A 19334-nucleotide genomic window follows, 5' to 3' on the forward strand; every position below is an offset into this window, starting at 1 on the left:
AAATTACTTTTTTTACTAATTCAATATATATTCGGTAATTTAGTCTTTAATTAGGAATTAATTTAAAATACTATTATTCAAATATTTGAACAGTCTTTTATATATAATTATTTAAATATTTGAATAATTATTTATATTGGTTAATTCAAATATTTGAATATGAAGAAATCAGGGGATTGCCATGTTTGAAAAGGAAGAATTAATCACAAATTTCATTAAGGAAGAACTGACTGATGTTCCCAATATCTTGAACAAAGAGTTATCTAAAAACAATGAAAAATTCAACTCCAGAGAGGAACTGGATGAGATAAAAGGATACATGGACACTTTTTTAAATGAAGATACATCAAATAAGATTATAGTTTTGCCGGGCCTCAGGGGCGTTGGCAAAACAACGCTGGTTCTGCAGGCATATGAATATCTCCTAAAAGAAAGGGACATTCCTCCCAGTAATGTATTATACATTTCCTTTGACGATTTAAATGATCTGGTTGAATGCAGTATAAGGCAGATGGTTGAAATATACCTGAAAAACATATTTCATGCAAACATAAGGAATTTGGATGAAAAGGTTTTCATATTCGTCGACGAATCACAAACCGATAAAAATTGGGCTTTATCCGGTAAGGTCATATATGACAAATCTTATAACATTTTCATGATATTTACCGGTTCATCTGCTCTTCATCTGGAACGCAGCGATGAGCTTGCAAGAAGGATGCGCAAAAAATCCGTAACTCCACTAAACTACACACAGCATCTGAAATTAAAGTATGGCATTGATGTGGGAAGTCTATCAGATGATTTAAGAGAACTGGTATTCACTGGAAATATTGACAATGCGGCAGCCTCTGAATTTGAGGCAAATAACTTATTGACCAATTGTTTGGATTATTCTTCAACAGATTGGGACGAGTATTATAAATTCGGCGGTTTTCCAATATTATTTGACAAAAAGTCCCATAGGGAAATCTGTGAGGACTTGGTTGAAATCACAGAAAGGGTCATTACAAAAGACATGCCGCAGATAAAAGAGATTTCCTCTGAAAATCAATCCAATGCAAAACGTATATTGAGATATCTCGCCCTCCAACAGCCGGGTGAGTTAACACAGGCGAATCTGGCAAATTATCTGAAAACATCAACCGCAAATGTAAACAAAATATTGGATTTGCTTGAAAAAACTCATCTGATTTTCCATTGCGAACCATATGGAGGTTCAGCCAAAAGGGTTAAAAAATCATGGAAATATTATTTTGCAGCACCCAGCATCAGACACGCCCTGTCAGCTAAAATAGGAAACCCATTATTGGGAACTGATGATTATGAAGGTCTGCTTCTGGAAAATCTTGTAGCGTCAAATTTGTTTAACTTATCCAATAGGCAATTCACAAATTTCACAGTTTATTATGATGCAGACAAAAAAAGAAATGTTGATTTTCTGATTCATAAGGATTCAGAAAACATCATCCCAATTGAGGTGGGACGTGGAAAGAAAAAGAAACTGCAGATCAAACATGCCATTAACAGATATGATTGTGAATATGGCATAGTGGTTGCAAATAACTATTCTTCTCTAAAAAAAGATGATGATGTAATTTATATATCTCCAAAAACATTTTCATTTTTATAGCGAGACAGGGATAAGTAATATTTGTTCTTTAGATATAAGAGATTTCACTAAAAATTAGCGGATAATTCCACTACTTTTTGTTCATTATTTGTTAATAATGGAAGTGTCTGTCAAAAGTAATTTTTTTGATGCGAATTTTTCTTTGTTTTGAATGGAAGTACTTTTAATCAGTTTCAAAAATTAATTCTGGATTTTTGGAGGACACTCGAGAATGGATGAAAAATATAAAATAAATTTAGTGAAAAGTATAAAATGAAATGGGTGAAAAATTTAAAAAGTGATTGTGATGAAAAAATATTTGCCAAGATATACTGACCGTGAACTGAAGGAATCATTGGAATAAGCAGGTAGGATAAAAAGAATCGTAATGCGTCCGATGAGTTTATATGAAAGCTGTGAATCCACAGGTGAAATTTCATTAATGGAATTATTCAATAATCATGATTTAAACATTGATGGTGTAACATCAAATTTGACAATACCCGATTTGATATTTGCCGCCTGAGAGGGGAATGACCCGATTCCCTAAACAAAAAAACCAAAAAACAGCAATTGGCAATTGTATCCGATTACATAGGCATAATATGCAATAGTGATGTTTCAGAAGTAGATGGTGTTAAACGAAACCCCCAAAGGGTAAAAGCAATCTTAAAATCATATGCTCGGAACATATCAGCACTGCCAACTAAAAAAACACTCATGAAAGATGTAAGAACTGAACACGGAGATATCTCTGCACCAACATATAATTTATACATCAATGCCCTTGAAAGGTTATATGTTATTCAGGACATTCCTGCATGGTCGCCAAATATCAGATCTGCAAACACAATCAGAAAATCCCACAAAAAAGAATTCACTGACCCATCAATAGCAGTGGCAAGCCTTAACTTGACACCAGAAAAAATTGCTGAAAGACTTCGAAACCTTTGGATTCATATTTGAAAACCTCTGTATATGTGACCTGCTGGTTTATTCAAGTTCAGTCAACGGAGAAGTGTTATATTACAATGATGACAGCGGTCTTGAAGCAGATTGTGTAATATATCTAAATGATGGAAGATATGCATTGATAGAATTTAAATTGGGCAGTCGTGAAATTGAAAAGGGAGCGGAAAACTTACTTAAACTAAAAAATTAGGGGATGATGATTTAAAGAAATATAATAAAGTTTTTTCTAATTTGCGCACTGGTGGAATAATTGTTATGCATAAACCTGGAAATTTTGGAGTTTCATAGATCCAATTATTCTTGAAACCGAAATATACTGTTTTTATCAAGATAAATTAATAATTATTCCTTGCCGTTCATTTAAACATAATACATCATCAAAAACAATCCTTTCACTAATATTATGGTCTATTATTTGATCATATGGATTAATTTTGTGTTTGCATTTTATGAACAAGTATTTATATAATAATGTCCATAAATTATAAACAAACCAATGTAATGGAGGATTAATGATGGAAGACGTAATCTATAACTATCTTATAAAACAGTTATCTGAAGTACCTATGATTCTAAACAGGAGATTATCATATAAAAACATCAAGTTCAATAACAAAAACGAATTTGATAAGCTCAGATTAATGATTGACAGTTTTTTAGATGGGGAATCTGAAGAAAGATACTTTGTACTTCCGGGAATTCGTGGGGTTGGAAAAACAACAATATTATACCAATGCTATGAGTACCTGTTAAAGGAAAAAAACTTCAATTCAAGTGATCTGTTATACATTTCATGTGAAACAACTAATTTCGCAGGGGAAACAGATATCAAAAAAATAATAGAAATTTATTTAGATGAAATTCACAATACGTCCCCCGCACTTTTGGATAGGCCTGTTTTCATTTTCATAGATGAAGCGCACTTTGACATGAATTGGGCAATGAACGGAAAAACCCTTTATGATGAATCCCCATATATTTTCCTGATATTGGCAGGTTCATCATCACTTCATCTAAATTATAATTCTGATGCTGCCAGAAGGCTCAATATACTGCCGGTCATGCCATTAAACTATTCCCAGCACTTAAGCTTAAAGTACAACTACCAAACAGATATCGGAAATGACTTAATCGATTTGATATTCACAGGAAACATTGAAGCAGCACAGGAAAAGGAACTAAAAATCCAAAAGGACTTAATAAGCTTAAATAGTTATCCATTAAATGACTGGAACATTTATTTAAACTATGGCGGATTTCCAGCAACATTCAACATCAAATTCGAGGACATAATTGTATCTAAACTATGGACAATAATATCCAAAGTAATAACTGTCGACATGGCGAATGTATTCAATTTAAACAAGAACAATCAAAACCTGGCTTATAAAACATTGGTGTATCTGGCATCACAAAAACCGGGAGAAATATCACATGACAAACTGTCAAACTACTTGGATTGCGGCAAAACAACAATAAACAATATTATCAACACATTGGAAAAGACACAATTGATATTTCACAGTGAAGCTTATGGTGGAGCTTCCAAAAAAGTTAAAAAACCATGGAAATATAATCTTGCAACACCAAGTATCAGAAACTGCATAAACATAAAATTCGGAAACAGCGCAGGATCAAAAAGTGAATATGAAGGAATATTACTGGAAAACCAAATTGCATCTAATCTATTTAACCTAAACAACAATAACACATCATTCGACTTCAATGTTTATTATGATTCGCAAAAGGGAGGCGTAGACTTTATCGTTAAAAAATTATTCGGCAATGCAATACCGATAGAATCAGGGATAGGCAGCAAAACAAGAAGACAAATAAAAAAAGCAATGAATAAATATGATGCAGATTATGGAATTGTGGTTTCAAATAAAACAGATTTCATAGAAAAAGAAGATGATGTGATATTCATACCTCCAAAAACATTCACATTTTTATAAAAACTGCTGTAGGAATTCTCATTTTCATTGAATCTGAGTTGATTGGTAGGTAAATTATGGCTTTGAGTTTTGTTTATTTATTTGATGGATCTGAGATTCTGCTTATTTATCAAATATTCTTTTTATTGCTTTGAATATTGTCATTCTTTAAAAATGTATTGAATATTCATTTAACACAATTTTTGAGTATTTAAATGTTATATTTAATGAATTGTATAGTACGCTTCTGTTCACTTAGATTTTTTAATTCTATTTCTTCAAAAAGTCCAAATCCGTTATCTAAACTGATTACATAATCCAAATTATAATGATTATATATTATGACTTGTGAGCAATCTATAAAACTTACCTTAAAGCTATTTTGATTGTATTTTTCAAAAACGGATAATACATTGTCATTGTACATGCTGATTTCACTTTCATGAATGATGGTGAAATTGTCCTTTAGATAATTGTAAACTGTTCTAACCAACCCAATGTCTTTTGTTTTCTGCCCAATAATTGTCATTACTTCAGCCAATATTCCGTCTGTGATGTAGCAGTCATTATTAAGCATGTCCTTGTTTTCAATGGCCTTTTGGTGAAGCCCATCATTTTTCCTAAACAATGCAATGATGAATGATGAATCGATTAACAGTTTGCTCATTTGTATAGACTCCTTTTTAGTTCAACTGCATTTCTTGGATCATCATCTTCAATGATTCCGATTACATCTTCTAAACTTACTTTTTTTCTTGGTTTTATTATGATTTCATTTTCTTCATTGATGAACCAGTCAATAACTGTGTCTTTACTGTTCAGTTCTTTAAATTGACTGCGAATGACCTTGGGTATGGCCAGTTGATAGTTTTTATATAATGTTGTTGTAGCTAGTATATTATCCATGATTTTCAGACTCCTGTATTATTGTTGATTAATTATATATTTTCAGAAAATATAAAATTATCTGAAATTTAAGCTCTTTCAAAAACTTGTGTGATTTGAATTTTGATTAGTTTTTGAGTCATGAAATTTTTTTATTGATATTTTTTCTTATTTTTTAATTTAAATGTAGTAAAATTAATATATTAAGTGAAAATTATATATTAATAGGGTTAAATATAAAATAAAAGATTCATATAATGGTATGAAATCAAAAGAACTTAAACATTCGATTTTACCCAAATTTTTCTGGATTCTGTCAATCTTATGTTTTTTCCCCATTTGGTTATGAAAATATTGAAGATAATCTTATTTTTGAGAATGGAATTGCTATTTGTTCATAGTTATCGAACAAATTTCACTAAAAGTAGTACATAATTCAATATGTATTATGCAAATGCCAACATGAAGCTGGTCAAAAGGAACCAGAAGTTGCATAGTCCTGATTTGCCATTGCTGATTGGTGATGTTGTAAAAGAGGTTAGTGAACCCGCTATATTGACACACAACAAAAGATTATTTTAAAATATTTCATCATGGTTAAAGTTTTTCAAAAAATCAATTATATTCATGTGTTTTATGCCATTTTGAGGTTGGACAGTTCTATCCATTGATAATACATATTTTGGATAATTATCTTTAATCATTAATAATGGCCTAAACTCCCTTTCAATTGTTTCATCATTTTCCAGTAGATATGTAACTTGTATGTAGATTTTTTGGTTATTTTTTTTACATATGAAGTCTATTTCATAGTCATTTACTTTTCCTATTGTTATTTTATATCCATGTCGCTTTAATTCGATGAATATTATGTTTTCTAATATGTGGTCTATATTTCTTTGCTTTTCCTCAAGTTGTGATTTATAAAATCCAGTGTCGAGTAAATAATATTTTTCAGAGCCTATAATTTCTTTTTTTCCAGCAATATCTTCTTTTGAGGCTTTTGCAATTAGGTATGCATTTTCAAGATATTCTAAGTAATTGTAGATAGTTGGTTTTGTAATTCTAAGTTTTTCATGTTTTAAGTATTTGTATACTGCATTTGCTGATATTAAATTTCCTGTGTTTTCAATTATATATTTTACAATTCTATTGAACAATCCAACATTTCTAATTTCATATCTTTCTACTATGTCATTTAGGATTATGGAAGAGTATATTCCATTTAACACTAGCTCTTTGTCATGTTGGGAGGATATGGTGAGAGGTATTCCGCCATATTTTTGGTATTCTTCGAAAAAGTTTTCCAAATCACTATTTAGTTCATTTGTTATTGAAGGGGGGTGATTTAATTCTTGTTTATAATCTAAAAATTCATTAAATGAAAATGGATATAGTTCTATATTTACGTATCTTCCAGTTAATAATGTTGCAAATTCTGCAGACATTAATTTTGAGTTGGATCCTGTAATGTATATGTCGGTGTTTTCTAGTTTGTAGTAGCTGTTGATACTTACTTCCCATTCTTTAACATTTTGTATTTCATCAAAGAATAAATAAACTTTGTTTTCATGGGATTCTATGAACGGAACTACAATTTCATCTAGTTGTTCTCGTGTTTTTATGTGATTGTATGTGGGTAACTCTAAATCTATTAGTAGTATATCTTCATCTTTGGTTCCTCTTTTTTTAAGTTCATGGATAATTAATTTGAATAAATAGGATTTGCCGCAACGTCTCATGCCCGTTATTATTTTTATTAAATTTTTGCCCATAAAATTGTAAATTTTTTCTAGATATAATTCTCTTTTTACCATATTGTCCCTCAACACATAGTTTTATATAAAATACTATTTTTACTTAATTAGATAAATAGTTTTATATAGAATACTTTTTATACTTACTTTATTAAATAGTTTTGTATAAAATAAAATATTTTTTTCCAGTTAACTAATATTAAAGAAACAAATTAATTATTAATTTAAAATTAAAGATATATAATACTATGTTTAAGCAAAAAACAGTATTATGGTCAGTATAAATAAAAATAAAGATTAATCAATATTTATTTCTGTTGGATGATATCGGGACATATAACTGATTATCATAGATTCAGATATTTCTATGCAGATTACAGCTTGAAACTTGTTGATGAATCAAAAGTTGCATCATAATGATTGTCCTTACTGACTGGCAATGTTAAGGTAATGGTGTTGCTAAGGAAGTTTCAGAACTTGATATATTGATGCTCAGTAAAAATTATTTTAATTATTTTGTATGTATTTGGTAACAGTTTGAAGAGTTAAACTTTACTTCATCTGTTTGAAGTATAAACTTTTACTTCATTCATTTGAAGTTACAGCAGTAACTTTAACAATATGAAGTACTTTAAATTATTAAAGTATATGTGCTTTAAAATACATAGTTTAAGATAGGTGTTTTAAATGAGTATTGTTCCATTGCATATTCCAATTAATGAAATCGACAGATATTTCTATAACCGGACTGAAGATATTAAAAAAATTGAGTATTATCTAAATTCATTGGAAATCGGAATATCTCAATCATTATTAATAAGGGGAGTTAGAGGTGTTGGAAAAACTTTTTTACTTCAAAAATTAAAACAGGACTCAAAAAAGAATTTTCTGGTTTCATACATTGATATTTCAAGAATTGTGGGCATTGATGATACGCAGTTAACTGCACAATCAGTTTTATTGGAATTATTGGACGAAATGAACAATACAATCTATGATAAGATACATGACGGTAAAAAAGTAACTTTTCTTTTGAAAAAATTAATTGACAAATTAAAAATTAAAGATTTCAGCTTTTCAAAAGGCATTCATATGGCTGAAATACCAATACCAGCAACCGAAGACAATTACAAAAAAATCAGTAAATTTGTAATGGAATATCCTCAAAATGTTGTTGAAAGTATTGATGGCATTAATGGATTCATAATTATAATTGATGAATTCCAGATGCTTAAAAAGTTAAAAAATCCAGAATCCTTTTTTTGGTTAATGAGGAGTTATAGTCAATTCCAATCAAATGTCAGTTATGTGATGAGCGGATCAATCTCACAAACATCAGATGCAATTGAAATGTTGAATGGAGCAACTGGAGCATTTGGTGGAAGGATGATGCAAATAAATATAGATCCTTTCACAAAGCATGAAACCAAATCTTATTTCAATGACAGATTTCCAGAAATAAAATTCACTGACGATGGTTTTAATCGTTTTTATGAGTATACAAAAGGAATTCCAATGTATATAAATAGCTTTTACAATGCATTATCATCCCATGAAACATATGATGAAAAATCAATAGATTATATTTTCCTCAATAACATGGACCAAATTCTTGTAATGTGGATTAGGATATGGGGTACTTTAAACAAATATGAAAAAAAGATAATATGCGCCATGTTAAACAAAGAGAATATTTCCTGGTCTAAACTGGAAAGGAGTTTAGACATGTCTCCAGCTACTTTAACCAAGTATATTAAAACTCTACAGGATAAGGGAATCATAAAATATCATGATGGAAATTATAATTTTGAAGATTTAATGTTAAAAACATGGCTGAATAATGAAAAAGAGAGGACTGGTGTTTATCCTCAATAGATGACTTCAACAGGCAGTTATTTGGAAAATAACAGGTCATCGATAATATCCATATCCAAATTTTCTTCAACAATTTCGGCTAATCTGTTTAGGGAATAATCTTTTTGAGTTTCATATGGGTCTTCACCATATCTGGCTTCAAGGCCTTTTTTAGTACGTATGTAGTTTAAAAATTCTCTTCTGAAGTTGTAATTGTGGAATATTCCATGAAAATAAGTTGCAAAGATGTTTCCATTGCATGCCCCATCAATCATTCCCTCATCATTGTTTCCCTGTCCTTTTTTAACATTTAATAATGCTTTAGAGCTTAATAGTTCACTGGTACCTTCGTGAATCTCATAGCCTGTAATGCTTTCACCTGCAATGTTTTTAAATATTGCACCAGCAATACCATCGAGATTATCCGGTATTGTGGCTTCTGATTGGGTTACGATTTTGTCTGCTCTTGAAAATTCAGATTCAATATCTAAAAGGCCAAGACCATTTACTGTTCCGTGTTTTGATTCCCTTTTTTCATCATCATAAATGACATTTCCAAGAATTTGCAGGCCTCCGCATATTCCGATTATTGGTATTTCATCTGCTTTTTTAATTATTTGATCTGCAAGACCGCTTTTGCGAAGTTCAAACATGTCTTCTGTTGAGTTGCGTGTTCCGGGAATTATGATAGCATCAACATCACTTATATTGTCGTTGATGTCAATCATTTTAAGTGCAACATCATCTTCATATTCAAACGGGTCAATATCTGTGAAATTGGCTATTTTTGGAAGTCTAATGACGCCAATTGTAATGTCCTTATCTTCTGCAAAGCTATGTGTGGTTAGTGAGGCGGAATCTTCTTCAGGCAATTTTAAAGTTTCATCATATGGGAGAACTCCTAAAACGGGTTCGCCGGTAATTTCTTCAATTCTGTCAAGCCCTGGTTTTAAAATATCCAGATTGCCTCTAAATTTGTTTATGACAGTTGCTTTTAATCTTGACCTGTCATAATCATCAAGCAATACGTAAGTTCCTGCAATTGCTGCAAAAACACCGCCCATTTCGATATCTGCTATTAAAATAACATTTGCGTCTGCAAGATGTGCAATTTCCATATTTGCAATATCCTGATCACGCATATTGATTTCAGCAGGAGAACCTGCTCCTTCAATAATAATCACATCATACTCCTCTTTTAGAATATTGAAGCTTTCTTTTATAGCTTCTAATGCGGTATCATGGTATTTATGCTGGTAGTCATAGAAATCCATATCCCCGATGGATTTTCCCTGAATAATCACATTTGATGTGAAATCTCCTTTTGGTTTGAGTAAAACGGGATTCATATGTATGCTCGGTTCAACCATCGCTGCTTCTGCCTGTAGCATCTGTGCTATTCCAATTTCACCATTTTCTTTGGTGGTGTATGAGTTTAAAGACATGTTCTGTGATTTGAAAGGAGCTACTTTGTATCCTCTGTTTTTATATATTCTACATAATGCAGCTACAAGCATACTTTTTCCAGCATTTGATGAGGTTCCTTGAACCATGATACAGTTTGTCATGCTTGAATATATCTAGTTAATATTATAAATAATTTTTAAATGAATTTAATTTAATCATATTTGATGCATTTAATATTGTTATTTGGGATTCAGAAAAATGATTTTGTGTTAATAATTAAGGGTTAAATGAAGTTAATAGAATTTTATTGCCGGTTACATTATTCATTGGAGTTTTGTAAGGTAATAATGTCATAAAAGAATGCTTTTTATATTTGTTTTGTCTTCTAAAATTCACTTTTTGATTTTGGTTTGTTTTCATTGTTGAATTGAAATTACAAAAACCCAATTATTAAAGTAACTTTTGTTTACTAAATTAGAAACCTTTATATAATATACGGATTTAAATAATATTTAAATAGTATATTTAACTTAATTTTTTAATGATGAATTTATTTATTGAAAGGAGGTTTATTTTATGAAATTTGAAGAAGTAGAAATAACTGAAGATTCTCCTCAAGAATTAGTTGCTGAGCCGGTAGTGGAAAAAGAAGATCATGGCGAAGAAACTAAACCAATGTTAGATTATGACAATATTAAAAGTTCACAGGATATTGAAGTTCCACCTCTATTAATTGACCAGGTTATAGGGCATGAAGATTCCATAGAAACAATTAAGAAGGCAGCAAAACAAAGAAGGAATGTTTTACTAATTGGTGATCCGGGTGTGGGAAAATCAATGCTTGCTAAAGGAATGGCGCAAATTTTACCTCACGAAACTTTAAAAGATGTATTGGTATACCCGAACATGGAAGATAATAACCACCCGTTAATAAGGACAGTGCCTGCAGGTGAAGGTAAAAAAATTGTAAAAGCTACTAAGGGGTCTGCTAAAAGCCATGAAGAAAAGAAAACTATTATTACAATGTTTGCAATTGGAGGTATTCTGGTAATTGGATTTATGTATGGAAGATTACTTGAATCTATTATTGCAGCAGCTTTAATTTTACTTATTTCAATTCAGATTAAACCAAAAAACAGTAATATGTCTCCAAAATTATTGGTTAATAATCAGGATTCAAGATTTGCACCATTCATGGATGCAACCGGTTCTCATGCTGGTGCTCTCTTGGGGGATGTACGTCATGACCCATACCAGTCCGGAGGACTTGGAACTCCTGCACATGAACGTGTGGAAGCAGGTATGATTCACAAAGCTAATCGTGGAGTTTTATACATTGATGAAATTGGTACAATGTCTATGAAAACCCAACAGGAGTTATTGTCTGCAATGCAGGAAAAACAATATGCAATCACAGGTCAAAGTGAAAACTCAAGCGGGGCAATGGTAAGATCACAGGCAGTACCATGTGACTTTGTGCTTGTAGCATCCGGTAACCTTCAAGTTTTAGAAGGAATGCACATTGCAATGAGGTCTAGAATCAGAGGATATGGTTATGAAGTTTTCATGAAGGATTACATGGAAGACACTACTGAAAACAGAGAAAAACTGGTCCAGTTCGTAGCTCAGGAAGTTAAAAACGATGGAAGAATCCCTCATTTTGCAACTGATGCATTGGATGAAATAATCATGGAAGCAAAAAGAAGATCCGGAAAACAGAATGCTTTAACTTTAAGATTAAGGGACCTCGGTGGACTTGTAAGGTCTGCAGGGGATGTGGCTATAGAAAAAGGAGCAAATCTTGTAACTGCTGAGCATGTATTTGAAGCTAAAAAATATGCAAGAACATTGGAACAGCAAATAGCTGATAGGTCTATTTTACAGAGAAAAGACTACAGTATGGTTTCTGCTCAAGGTGGAAGAGTTGGTCTTATTAATGGCCTTGCAGTTATTGGTGACAGGAGCGGAATTGTATCTCCTATTGCAGCAGAAGCAGCTCCGACTCAATCTAAAACTGGCGGTAAAATCATTGCCACTGGTAAATTAGGTGAGATTGCTAATGAATCTGTTCAGAATGTAAGTGCATTAATTAAAAAATACACTAATAAGGACATTTCAAATTATGACATTCATGTTCAGTTTATCCAAACTTATGATGGTGTGGAAGGGGATTCTGCCAGTGTAAGTATTGCAACAGCTGTTATTTCAGCTATTGAAGAAATTCCAATTGATCAGACTGTTGCATTAACCGGTTCACTTAATGTTCGTGGTGATGTAATGCCTATTGGTGGAGCAACTGCTAAAATCGAAGCAGCTGCTGAAGCTGGAATGAAAAAAGTGTTAATTCCTAAATCTAACTTGAAAGATGTCATGATTGAGAAAAAATATGAGGATATGATTGAAATCATTCCAACTGAAACATTAAGTGATGTTTTAGAAAACATTCTAATTAGTGGTTCTTCTAAAGATAAGTTAATTGCAAAAATGAAGAACTTGAGTTCTAAAGTTGCAGATAAGGTTCCACAAACAGGTTTAAACAATCCAACTATAAATTAAGTTGGATTTCTATTTTTTATTTTTAATCTGCATTGGATAATTGTCACATGCAGTATTTTTCGAATTTAGATTAGGTTGCATTGAATTTTTTTAATCGATAATTTTACTTTCTATTATTTCTTCAATTTTTTTATAAAATTTCCCGTCTGCTTTTTTAAATTCTTTAAATGATGCAGTAATACTGCAGTTGCAGACATCTGTTTGTCCGATTTTATAATCAGTGGAATCTTTTTTTATCAAAATTCCAAATAACTTTTCTTCTTGTTCACAGTATTTGTCAAATTCTTCCGGTGAAAGTTTTAAGCTATAGTCTTTAGTGGAAAATATGTCACATTCATTTAAAACTGGTATAAAAGTAATCATTCCACATGGTAGGAAAATATTTTCGTTTTTATGAATTTTGAAAAGTCTTTCTTCATAGGCGTCATTATCTCTGATATCATAACCTTTAATTTCTAGGATATTGTTGTCTCCCATATGGTTATCATCATCAATAATGAATGCCAGCAGGTTTGGATCCACATAATTATCGCAGGATGCTCTAATATTTTTAATAGTTTCATAAATATTCATCACATGCTACCTCGTATTTTTCACATAAATCAATAATTGTTTCAATCTGACGAATTTCACTAATCCACTCTATAGGAATTTCATCAAAACCATAGTAAATGCCTGCAAGTCCACCGCAAATAGCTGCTACAGTATCGGTATCATCACCTAAATTAACTGCTTTTAAAACTGCATCTTTATAATTATTTGTATTTTCCAGGCAATAAATAACCGCTTCAAATGTGGAGATAACATAACCTTTACCTGAAACTCCTTTCGAGTAATCATCATCAAAGATTCTTTTAAAATTACTGAGTTCTTCTGAATCTTTGTAATATTCAATGATTTTAGCACTTGCATTTTTAACATGTTCGTTAATAGTTAAGTTGGAGTTACTAATCATTGATCTGGCAATTTCAACATATAATACGCAAGCAATTCTTGATCTTTCATGTCTATGGGTTAAAGATGAAATGTTTTCAATTGTTTCATAATCGATATTGCCAATAAAAGCCAGAGGAAGAATTCTCATCAAAGAACCATTTCCATTGTCTCCCTCACCTCCCATTCCACAAAGCGGATTGATTCCTGGAGTGTAGCTGTCCAATGCATTACGTGTTGTAATGCCTATGTCAAAGGTTTCCTCTTGGGAGTATTTATTATTCTTCCGCCATTCAATAAACTCTTCCATGATATCTGAATAATCAATGCATTTTTTGTTTATAATGCTGGCCATTGTAGCTATTGTCAGTGAAGTATCATCAGACCAGGTTCCTGCAGGTTTATTGTATGTTCCATAACTTTTCATTCCTGTCACGGGATTCTTTTCAAGGTCTTCTCTTCTGTAAAACTCAACAGGAACACCTAATGCATCCCCTACTACCAAACCGATAATCCCATCTTTGACTTTCATAGTTAAATATTAAACGGTGTTTGTATTTAAAATTTTTATATTATTTGGAACATAATTTAATTAATGATTTTTAAAACTGCAAATCTCACTTTAAGGCCATGGCAAATTTCAGATGCGGAATGTTTATATCATTTTGCTAAAAACCCGAATATCGGTCCGATTGCTGGCTGGCCACCACATGAAAGTGTTGAAGATAGTTTAAATATTATTCAAACTGTATTTTCAAAAAAAGAAACTTATGCTGTTGTTATAGATAATGTTCCAATTGGCTGTGTTGGATTATTGTTTCATCCAGACTGTAATCATTATTGGGGGGATAATTCTGCTGAACTTGGATATTGGATTGCTGAAGAGTATTGGGGAAATGGATATGCTGTTGAAGGATCGGAAGTTTTAATTAAAAGAGCATTTGAGGATTTTAACATAAATCAAATTTATGCAACTTACAGGTGTGAAAATACCCGGTCAAAAAGAGTTTTGGAAAAATTAAATTTTAAATATTTTGATAATTTAACAAATGTCAATTATTTGGGCGATCAATTTAGTGAAATTGCTATGGTGCTTAAAAAATAATTTATATAAGGAAATATTAATTTTAATTAATGACAAGATTATGTAAAAATTGCGGATTTGAAAATCAGGATGATTATGATTTCTGTGCTAAATGCGGTACTCCATTGGTTGAAGGTCTAAAACCTAATCAATTTAGGGTTTATAGAACACAAGATCTTGAAATTAATAAAAAGGCATTAATTGCAGCTTATATTGCTACTATATTTTTATCATGGAGTGGTTTTTTTATTGGGTTGATTTCAAAAAATACTGTTTTTGCAACATTTACTTTCTTTGGATTTTTCATGCCATTTTTCTTAGTGCAATCAAAACACCCGGCACTTAAGAAACATGGTCTGATTATGATGGCTATTTCTTTTGTAGGGGTTGCACTTTCATTTTATGTAATGATGCATTAAAAAAAGAAAAAGGGAAATTAGACAAAGTGGGGGCTAATGTTCCCTATTAAAAATTGTATTGGAATTTCAATTATATTAATTCCATTTTCTGCCATTGCAGTTCCAACAGCGTCTCCTCTATCCATACTTCCTGAAACTTTATCATTACCTGCATATCCGTTATAACCATCATTTGCACGAATATCATCTATGATGTTTTCTCCGAATATGGCTGCAGCTGCATCATTGTTAATACTAATTATGATATGTGGGGTGACATGGTATGTATAACTCATTATGTCACGGGCAGCACCATATGGATTATCAGGATAGTCTGCATAAACATTATGTAATGTTTGACCTTGAGCGTTAACAGAATTACCGGGATAAATCCAGTTAAAACCAGTTAAACCAATAGTCGCAGCCATATCAATACCATTGTCTTCAGATGCATCTTCAGCAACTATTAGAACCGGGCTTACAATAGTTGATGCTAAAAATGCAACAACTATTAATACCAATGCTATAAGTGCGACATTTAATTTTTTCATGATTAACTTTTATAATACTTTTAAATATTAATACTTAACCTTTTTAATTACAAAGAATATAATTATATTCATATAAAAATTTTGGTGATATTATGATTATAGGTGGTTCATCATCACAGGATTTAGCAGCTAGTGTAGCACGCGAACTTGGAGAAGAATTATGTTATGTCGAAACTAGGAAGTTTCCGGATGGAGAAAGATATTTGAAGATTAATGGTCATGTTGAAGATGAAGCAGTAACTGTCATCCAATCAACTGGATATCCTCAGGATGAGAATTTAATGGAATTGTTATTCATAATAGCTAATCTTAAGGATTTAGGTGCTAAAAAAGTGAAAGTTGTAGTTCCGTATATGGGATATGCAAGACAGGAAAAGCGTTTCAATCCCGGAGAAACAATTTCTGCTAAAATTGTTTGTGATTTGATTCAGACAGTAGGTGCTGATGAATTTATAACATTTAATATTCATGAAGCATGCGTTTTAGATTTTTTTGATATTCCTGCAAGAAATTTATCTGCAATGCCGGCTATTGCCGAATATCTGGATAAAAAATTCTTTAAAAAAGAAGAACTTAAACCATTAATTGTTGCCCCTGATAAAGGTGCATATGGATTTGCACAAGAAATATCTGAAATTATTGGTTGTGACTGTACTTATTTAACTAAAGTTCGTTTAGGACCTGATAAAGTTGAAACTAAAATTGTAGATGTAAGATGTGATAGTGAAAGTGAGAACACGGTTAACATTGATTCTGTAAAAGGCATGCATGCGATTATTGTTGATGATATTATTGCTACTGGGGGAACAATTGTTAATGCAGTTAATATTTTAAAACAGTATGGCGCTTCTGCTGTTGATGTATGCTGTGTTCATCCAATTTTAACAAATAATGGTGTAACTAGAATCTATTCTGCTGGTGCAAGTAAAATTATCGGAACTAATACATTATCTTCTGACACTTCACGTGTATCTATTGCTAAAAGTATAGCACAGGCATTGAGGGAATAAAATGGATAAAGAAACAATAAAAAAAGAATTAGCTGATAAATCTAATGAACTTTTAGCTAAATATGGGGAGCAGGATTTGGTAGAGGATATATCAGTAATGAATATGGCTACTAAAACTGTGTTTTTGGGATCTCTTAGAGTTTATAATTATGATAATGCAGGCAAAATCAAAAATGATTTGGAAAAAAAGATTAAAAACTATGGGGAAATTGCAATCAGGGATGAAAAAATAGTTCCTTGTTGTGCTCCAAGTTACATTCATGTCAGTTTCAATGTTTCAATTAATAAATAGATATTATGAAAGAATTCAAGTTAAATTCACCTTATAAACCATTAGGTGATCAACCAAAGGCCATTAACTCATTAGCTGAAGGTATAAAAAAAGGCATAAAGGAACAAACGCTTTTGGGTGTAACTGGTTCGGGTAAGACTTTTACAATGGCAAATGTCATTGAAAAGGTTCAAAAACCCACTCTTGTTATTTCCCATAACAAAACTTTGGCTGCACAGTTATATGAGGAATTTAAAGAATTTTTCCCAGATAATGCAGTTGAATATTTTGTTAGTTATTATGATTATTATCAGCCTGAAGCATATGTGCCAAGAACAGATACTTTCATTGATAAAGAAGCATCTATTAATGATGATATTGATATAATGAGGCATTCAGCAACACAATCATTATTATCAAGGGATGATGTTATCGTTGTTAGCAGTGTTAGTTGTATTTATGGTATTGGTTCGCCTGAAGATTATGGTGAATTTGCTTTTGGAATATCCGTTGGAGATATTTATGATAGGTCAGAAATCCTGGCTCGTTTAGTTTTCATGCAATATGAACGCAATGATATTGAATTTGCCCGTGGTCAATTTAGAGTTAGGGGAGATGTTATTGAAATAAATCCTGTTCATGGAACACCGCCAATACGAATTGAACTATTCGGTGATGAAATAGATGCAATTAGTATTATTGATAAAGTTACAGGAAAAAAACAGGAATCGCTTAAAAGATACATGATTTTCCCTGCAAAGCATTTCGTTGTTGGCCAAGATAAGATGGATGAGGCACTTTCAAAAATTACAAGTGAATTGGATGAGAGATTATCTGAACTTAATGCAATGGGTAAGTTGTTGGAAGCCCAAAGGTTAGAACAGAGAACCCGTTTTGATATAGAAATGCTTAAAGAAATGGGATACTGTCCTGGAATTGAAAACTATTCCATGCACTTGTCCGGACGTCATTGGGGAGATAAACCTTACTCTCTTTTAAAATACTTCCCGGATGATTTTTTAACAATTATTGATGAGTCTCACGTTACTGTACCTCAGATTAGAGGAATGTATAATGGGGACCGTGCACGTAAGGAAACATTAGTTGATTATGGTTTCAGATTGCCGTCTGCTAAAGAAAATCGTCCTTTAAGATTCGATGAATTTGAATCATCCGTTAATCAAGTAATCTATGTATCTGCAACACCTGCAGCATATGAACTTTCAAAATCAAGAAATGTTGTTGAACAGATTATAAGGCCAACCGGACTCGTTGATCCTGAAGTTATAATTAGACCGGTTTCAGGTCAGGTTGAAGATTTGCTTAAAGAAGTTAAAGCAACTGCTGAGAAAAATGAAAGAATTTTAGTTACAACTTTAACTAAAAGGATGGCGGAGGATTTGACTGATTATTATGCACGTATAGGTATTAAAGTAAGATACATGCATTCTGAAATTGACACATTGGAGAGAATTGAAATTGTAGATGATTTAAGACGTGGCAAATTCGATGTATTGGTGGGTGTAAATCTCTTAAGGGAAGGTTTAGACCTGCCGGAGGTATCTCTTGTAGCTATTTTGGATGCAGATAAGGAAGGGTTTTTAAGAAATGAAACTTCATTAATCCAAACTATCGGCCGTGCAGCAAGAAATGTTAACGGTCGTGTGATAATGTATGCTGATGAAATGACTGATTCTGTTAGAAATGCATATGATATAACACTTAAAAGGCGTAAACTACAAATGAAATACAATGAAGTTCATGGAATTACTCCAACATCAACTCAAAGGACATTAAAAGAAAAATTGGCTGAGGAAGATGAACGGTATAAAATTGCTGGAGCTAATATTGAAAAAATGCCTAAAGATGAGCTTAGATTACTCATTAAGGATATAGAAAAAGATATGAAAGATGCGGCTGCAAGACTTGACTTTGAACGGGCTGCTGATTTGAGAAACAAACTTTATGCTTTAAAAGGTATGGATAAGTAATTTGATGAGGAGTATTTTTATTAGCTATTAATAAACTCATTATTATTCATCAAAATCATCATTGCTTTCTTTTATTGAATGTATTGAGGTACAGTCTATTAATTATGATATTCATCAGA

At 31.8% G+C, this 19334-nt stretch carries 19 protein-coding genes; 12 read left to right on the forward strand and 7 right to left on the reverse strand.

The genetic code is table 11. From position 1 onward, the window contains the following. Nucleotides 1–181 precede the first annotated feature (181 nt). The 5 genes from EDC42_RS05475 (at nt 182) to EDC42_RS05485 (ending at nt 4539) form a co-directional block, all read left to right on the forward strand. Nucleotides 182–1633 (forward strand): ATP-binding protein, encoded by a 1452-nt coding sequence (locus EDC42_RS05475; RefSeq protein ID WP_069574518.1) that lies wholly within the window; start codon nt 182–184, stop codon nt 1631–1633. A gap of 376 nt (nt 1634–2009) precedes the next feature. After that, nucleotides 2010–2138 carry a hypothetical protein gene (locus EDC42_RS09795; RefSeq protein WP_255360565.1) on the forward strand — a complete coding sequence of 43 codons (129 nt, stop codon included), beginning with the start codon at nt 2010–2012 and terminating at the stop codon, nt 2136–2138. A gap of 47 nt (nt 2139–2185) precedes the next feature. Beyond that, nucleotides 2186–2578 (forward strand): DUF4143 domain-containing protein, encoded by a 393-nt coding sequence (locus tag EDC42_RS09800; RefSeq protein ID WP_255360566.1) that lies wholly within the window; start codon nt 2186–2188, stop codon nt 2576–2578. Continuing rightward, nucleotides 2541–2774 (forward strand): DUF4143 domain-containing protein, encoded by a 234-nt coding sequence (locus tag EDC42_RS09805; RefSeq protein ID WP_255360567.1) that lies wholly within the window; start codon nt 2541–2543, stop codon nt 2772–2774. The genes EDC42_RS09800 and EDC42_RS09805 overlap by 38 nt, the downstream gene beginning before the upstream one ends. A 322-nt stretch (nt 2775–3096) precedes the next feature. After that, nucleotides 3097–4539: an ATP-binding protein gene (locus tag EDC42_RS05485; protein WP_083234844.1), complete on the forward strand. Its 1443-nt coding sequence runs from the start codon at nt 3097–3099 to the stop codon at nt 4537–4539. Between the two features lie 190 nt (nt 4540–4729). Here the strand turns inward: EDC42_RS05485 and EDC42_RS05490 are convergent, their stop codons facing one another. From EDC42_RS05490 to EDC42_RS05500, 3 genes are all read right to left on the reverse strand, one after another. Next, a complete protein-coding gene (locus EDC42_RS05490; protein ID WP_069574519.1) occupies nt 4730–5185 on the reverse strand; it encodes a PIN domain-containing protein in 456 nt (151 codons plus the stop codon). Beyond that, nucleotides 5182–5424, reverse strand: a complete 243-nt coding sequence (locus EDC42_RS05495; RefSeq protein ID WP_069574520.1) for a hypothetical protein — start codon at nt 5422–5424, stop codon at nt 5182–5184. Before EDC42_RS05495 ends, EDC42_RS05490 begins: the two co-directional genes overlap by 4 nt. A 557-nt stretch (nt 5425–5981) precedes the next feature. Then, on the reverse strand, nt 5982–7220 hold the full coding sequence (locus EDC42_RS05500; RefSeq protein WP_069574521.1) for an ATP-binding protein: 1239 nt from the start codon (nt 7218–7220) through the stop codon (nt 5982–5984). A gap of 627 nt (nt 7221–7847) precedes the next feature. Between EDC42_RS05500 and EDC42_RS05505 the strand changes: the two genes are divergently transcribed. Continuing rightward, entirely contained in the window at nt 7848–9035 is a 1188-nt protein-coding gene (locus EDC42_RS05505) for an AAA family ATPase (RefSeq protein WP_069574522.1), read from the forward strand. 17 nt (nt 9036–9052) lie between these two features. Here EDC42_RS05505 and cobQ read toward each other — a convergent pair whose 3' ends face one another. After that, nucleotides 9053–10582, reverse strand: a complete 1530-nt coding sequence (cobQ, locus tag EDC42_RS05510; RefSeq protein ID WP_069574523.1) for a cobyric acid synthase CobQ — start codon at nt 10580–10582, stop codon at nt 9053–9055. A 514-nt stretch (nt 10583–11096) separates the two neighbouring features. Here cobQ and lonB point away from each other — a divergent pair. Next, complete coding sequence (gene lonB, locus EDC42_RS05515; RefSeq protein WP_233144875.1) at nt 11097–12977, forward strand: ATP-dependent protease LonB; 1881 nt, start codon at nt 11097–11099, stop codon at nt 12975–12977. A 90-nt stretch (nt 12978–13067) separates the two neighbouring features. Here lonB and EDC42_RS05520 read toward each other — a convergent pair whose 3' ends face one another. After that, the gene (locus EDC42_RS05520) at nt 13068–13550 is read right to left on the reverse strand and encodes a hypothetical protein (RefSeq protein WP_069574525.1); all 483 of its coding nucleotides are present in this window, start codon (nt 13548–13550) and stop codon (nt 13068–13070) included. Continuing rightward, entirely contained in the window at nt 13537–14442 is a 906-nt protein-coding gene (locus EDC42_RS05525) for an ADP-ribosylglycohydrolase family protein (RefSeq protein WP_069574526.1), read from the reverse strand. Before EDC42_RS05525 ends, EDC42_RS05520 begins: the two co-directional genes overlap by 14 nt. Before the next feature lie 63 nt (nt 14443–14505). On the opposite strand from EDC42_RS05525, the gene EDC42_RS05530 reads away from it, so the two are divergent. Beyond that, nucleotides 14506–15015 (forward strand): GNAT family N-acetyltransferase, encoded by a 510-nt coding sequence (locus EDC42_RS05530; protein WP_069574527.1) that lies wholly within the window; start codon nt 14506–14508, stop codon nt 15013–15015. A gap of 29 nt (nt 15016–15044) precedes the next feature. Then, a complete protein-coding gene (locus EDC42_RS05535) occupies nt 15045–15413 on the forward strand; it encodes a zinc-ribbon domain-containing protein (RefSeq protein ID WP_069574528.1) in 369 nt (122 codons plus the stop codon). A 17-nt stretch (nt 15414–15430) separates the two neighbouring features. On the opposite strand, the gene EDC42_RS05540 is transcribed toward EDC42_RS05535, so the two are convergent. Then, a complete protein-coding gene (locus EDC42_RS05540; protein WP_069574529.1) occupies nt 15431–15943 on the reverse strand; it encodes a hypothetical protein in 513 nt (170 codons plus the stop codon). 92 nt (nt 15944–16035) lie between these two features. On the opposite strand from EDC42_RS05540, the gene EDC42_RS05545 reads away from it, so the two are divergent. Genes EDC42_RS05545 through uvrB form a run of 3 tightly spaced genes read left to right on the forward strand, consistent with a single transcriptional unit; the run spans nt 16036 to nt 19215 of the window. Further along, complete coding sequence (locus EDC42_RS05545) at nt 16036–16953, forward strand: ribose-phosphate diphosphokinase (protein WP_069574530.1); 918 nt, start codon at nt 16036–16038, stop codon at nt 16951–16953. 1 nt (nt 16954) lies between these two features. Further along, a complete protein-coding gene (locus tag EDC42_RS05550) occupies nt 16955–17245 on the forward strand; it encodes a hypothetical protein (RefSeq protein WP_069574531.1) in 291 nt (96 codons plus the stop codon). 5 nt (nt 17246–17250) lie between these two features. Next, nucleotides 17251–19215: an excinuclease ABC subunit UvrB gene (uvrB, locus tag EDC42_RS05555; protein ID WP_069574532.1), complete on the forward strand. Its 1965-nt coding sequence runs from the start codon at nt 17251–17253 to the stop codon at nt 19213–19215. Nucleotides 19216–19334 lie beyond the last annotated feature (119 nt).

Source organism: Methanobrevibacter gottschalkii DSM 11977, from assembly GCF_003814835.1.
Classification (GTDB): domain Archaea; phylum Methanobacteriota; class Methanobacteria; order Methanobacteriales; family Methanobacteriaceae; genus Methanocatella; species Methanocatella gottschalkii.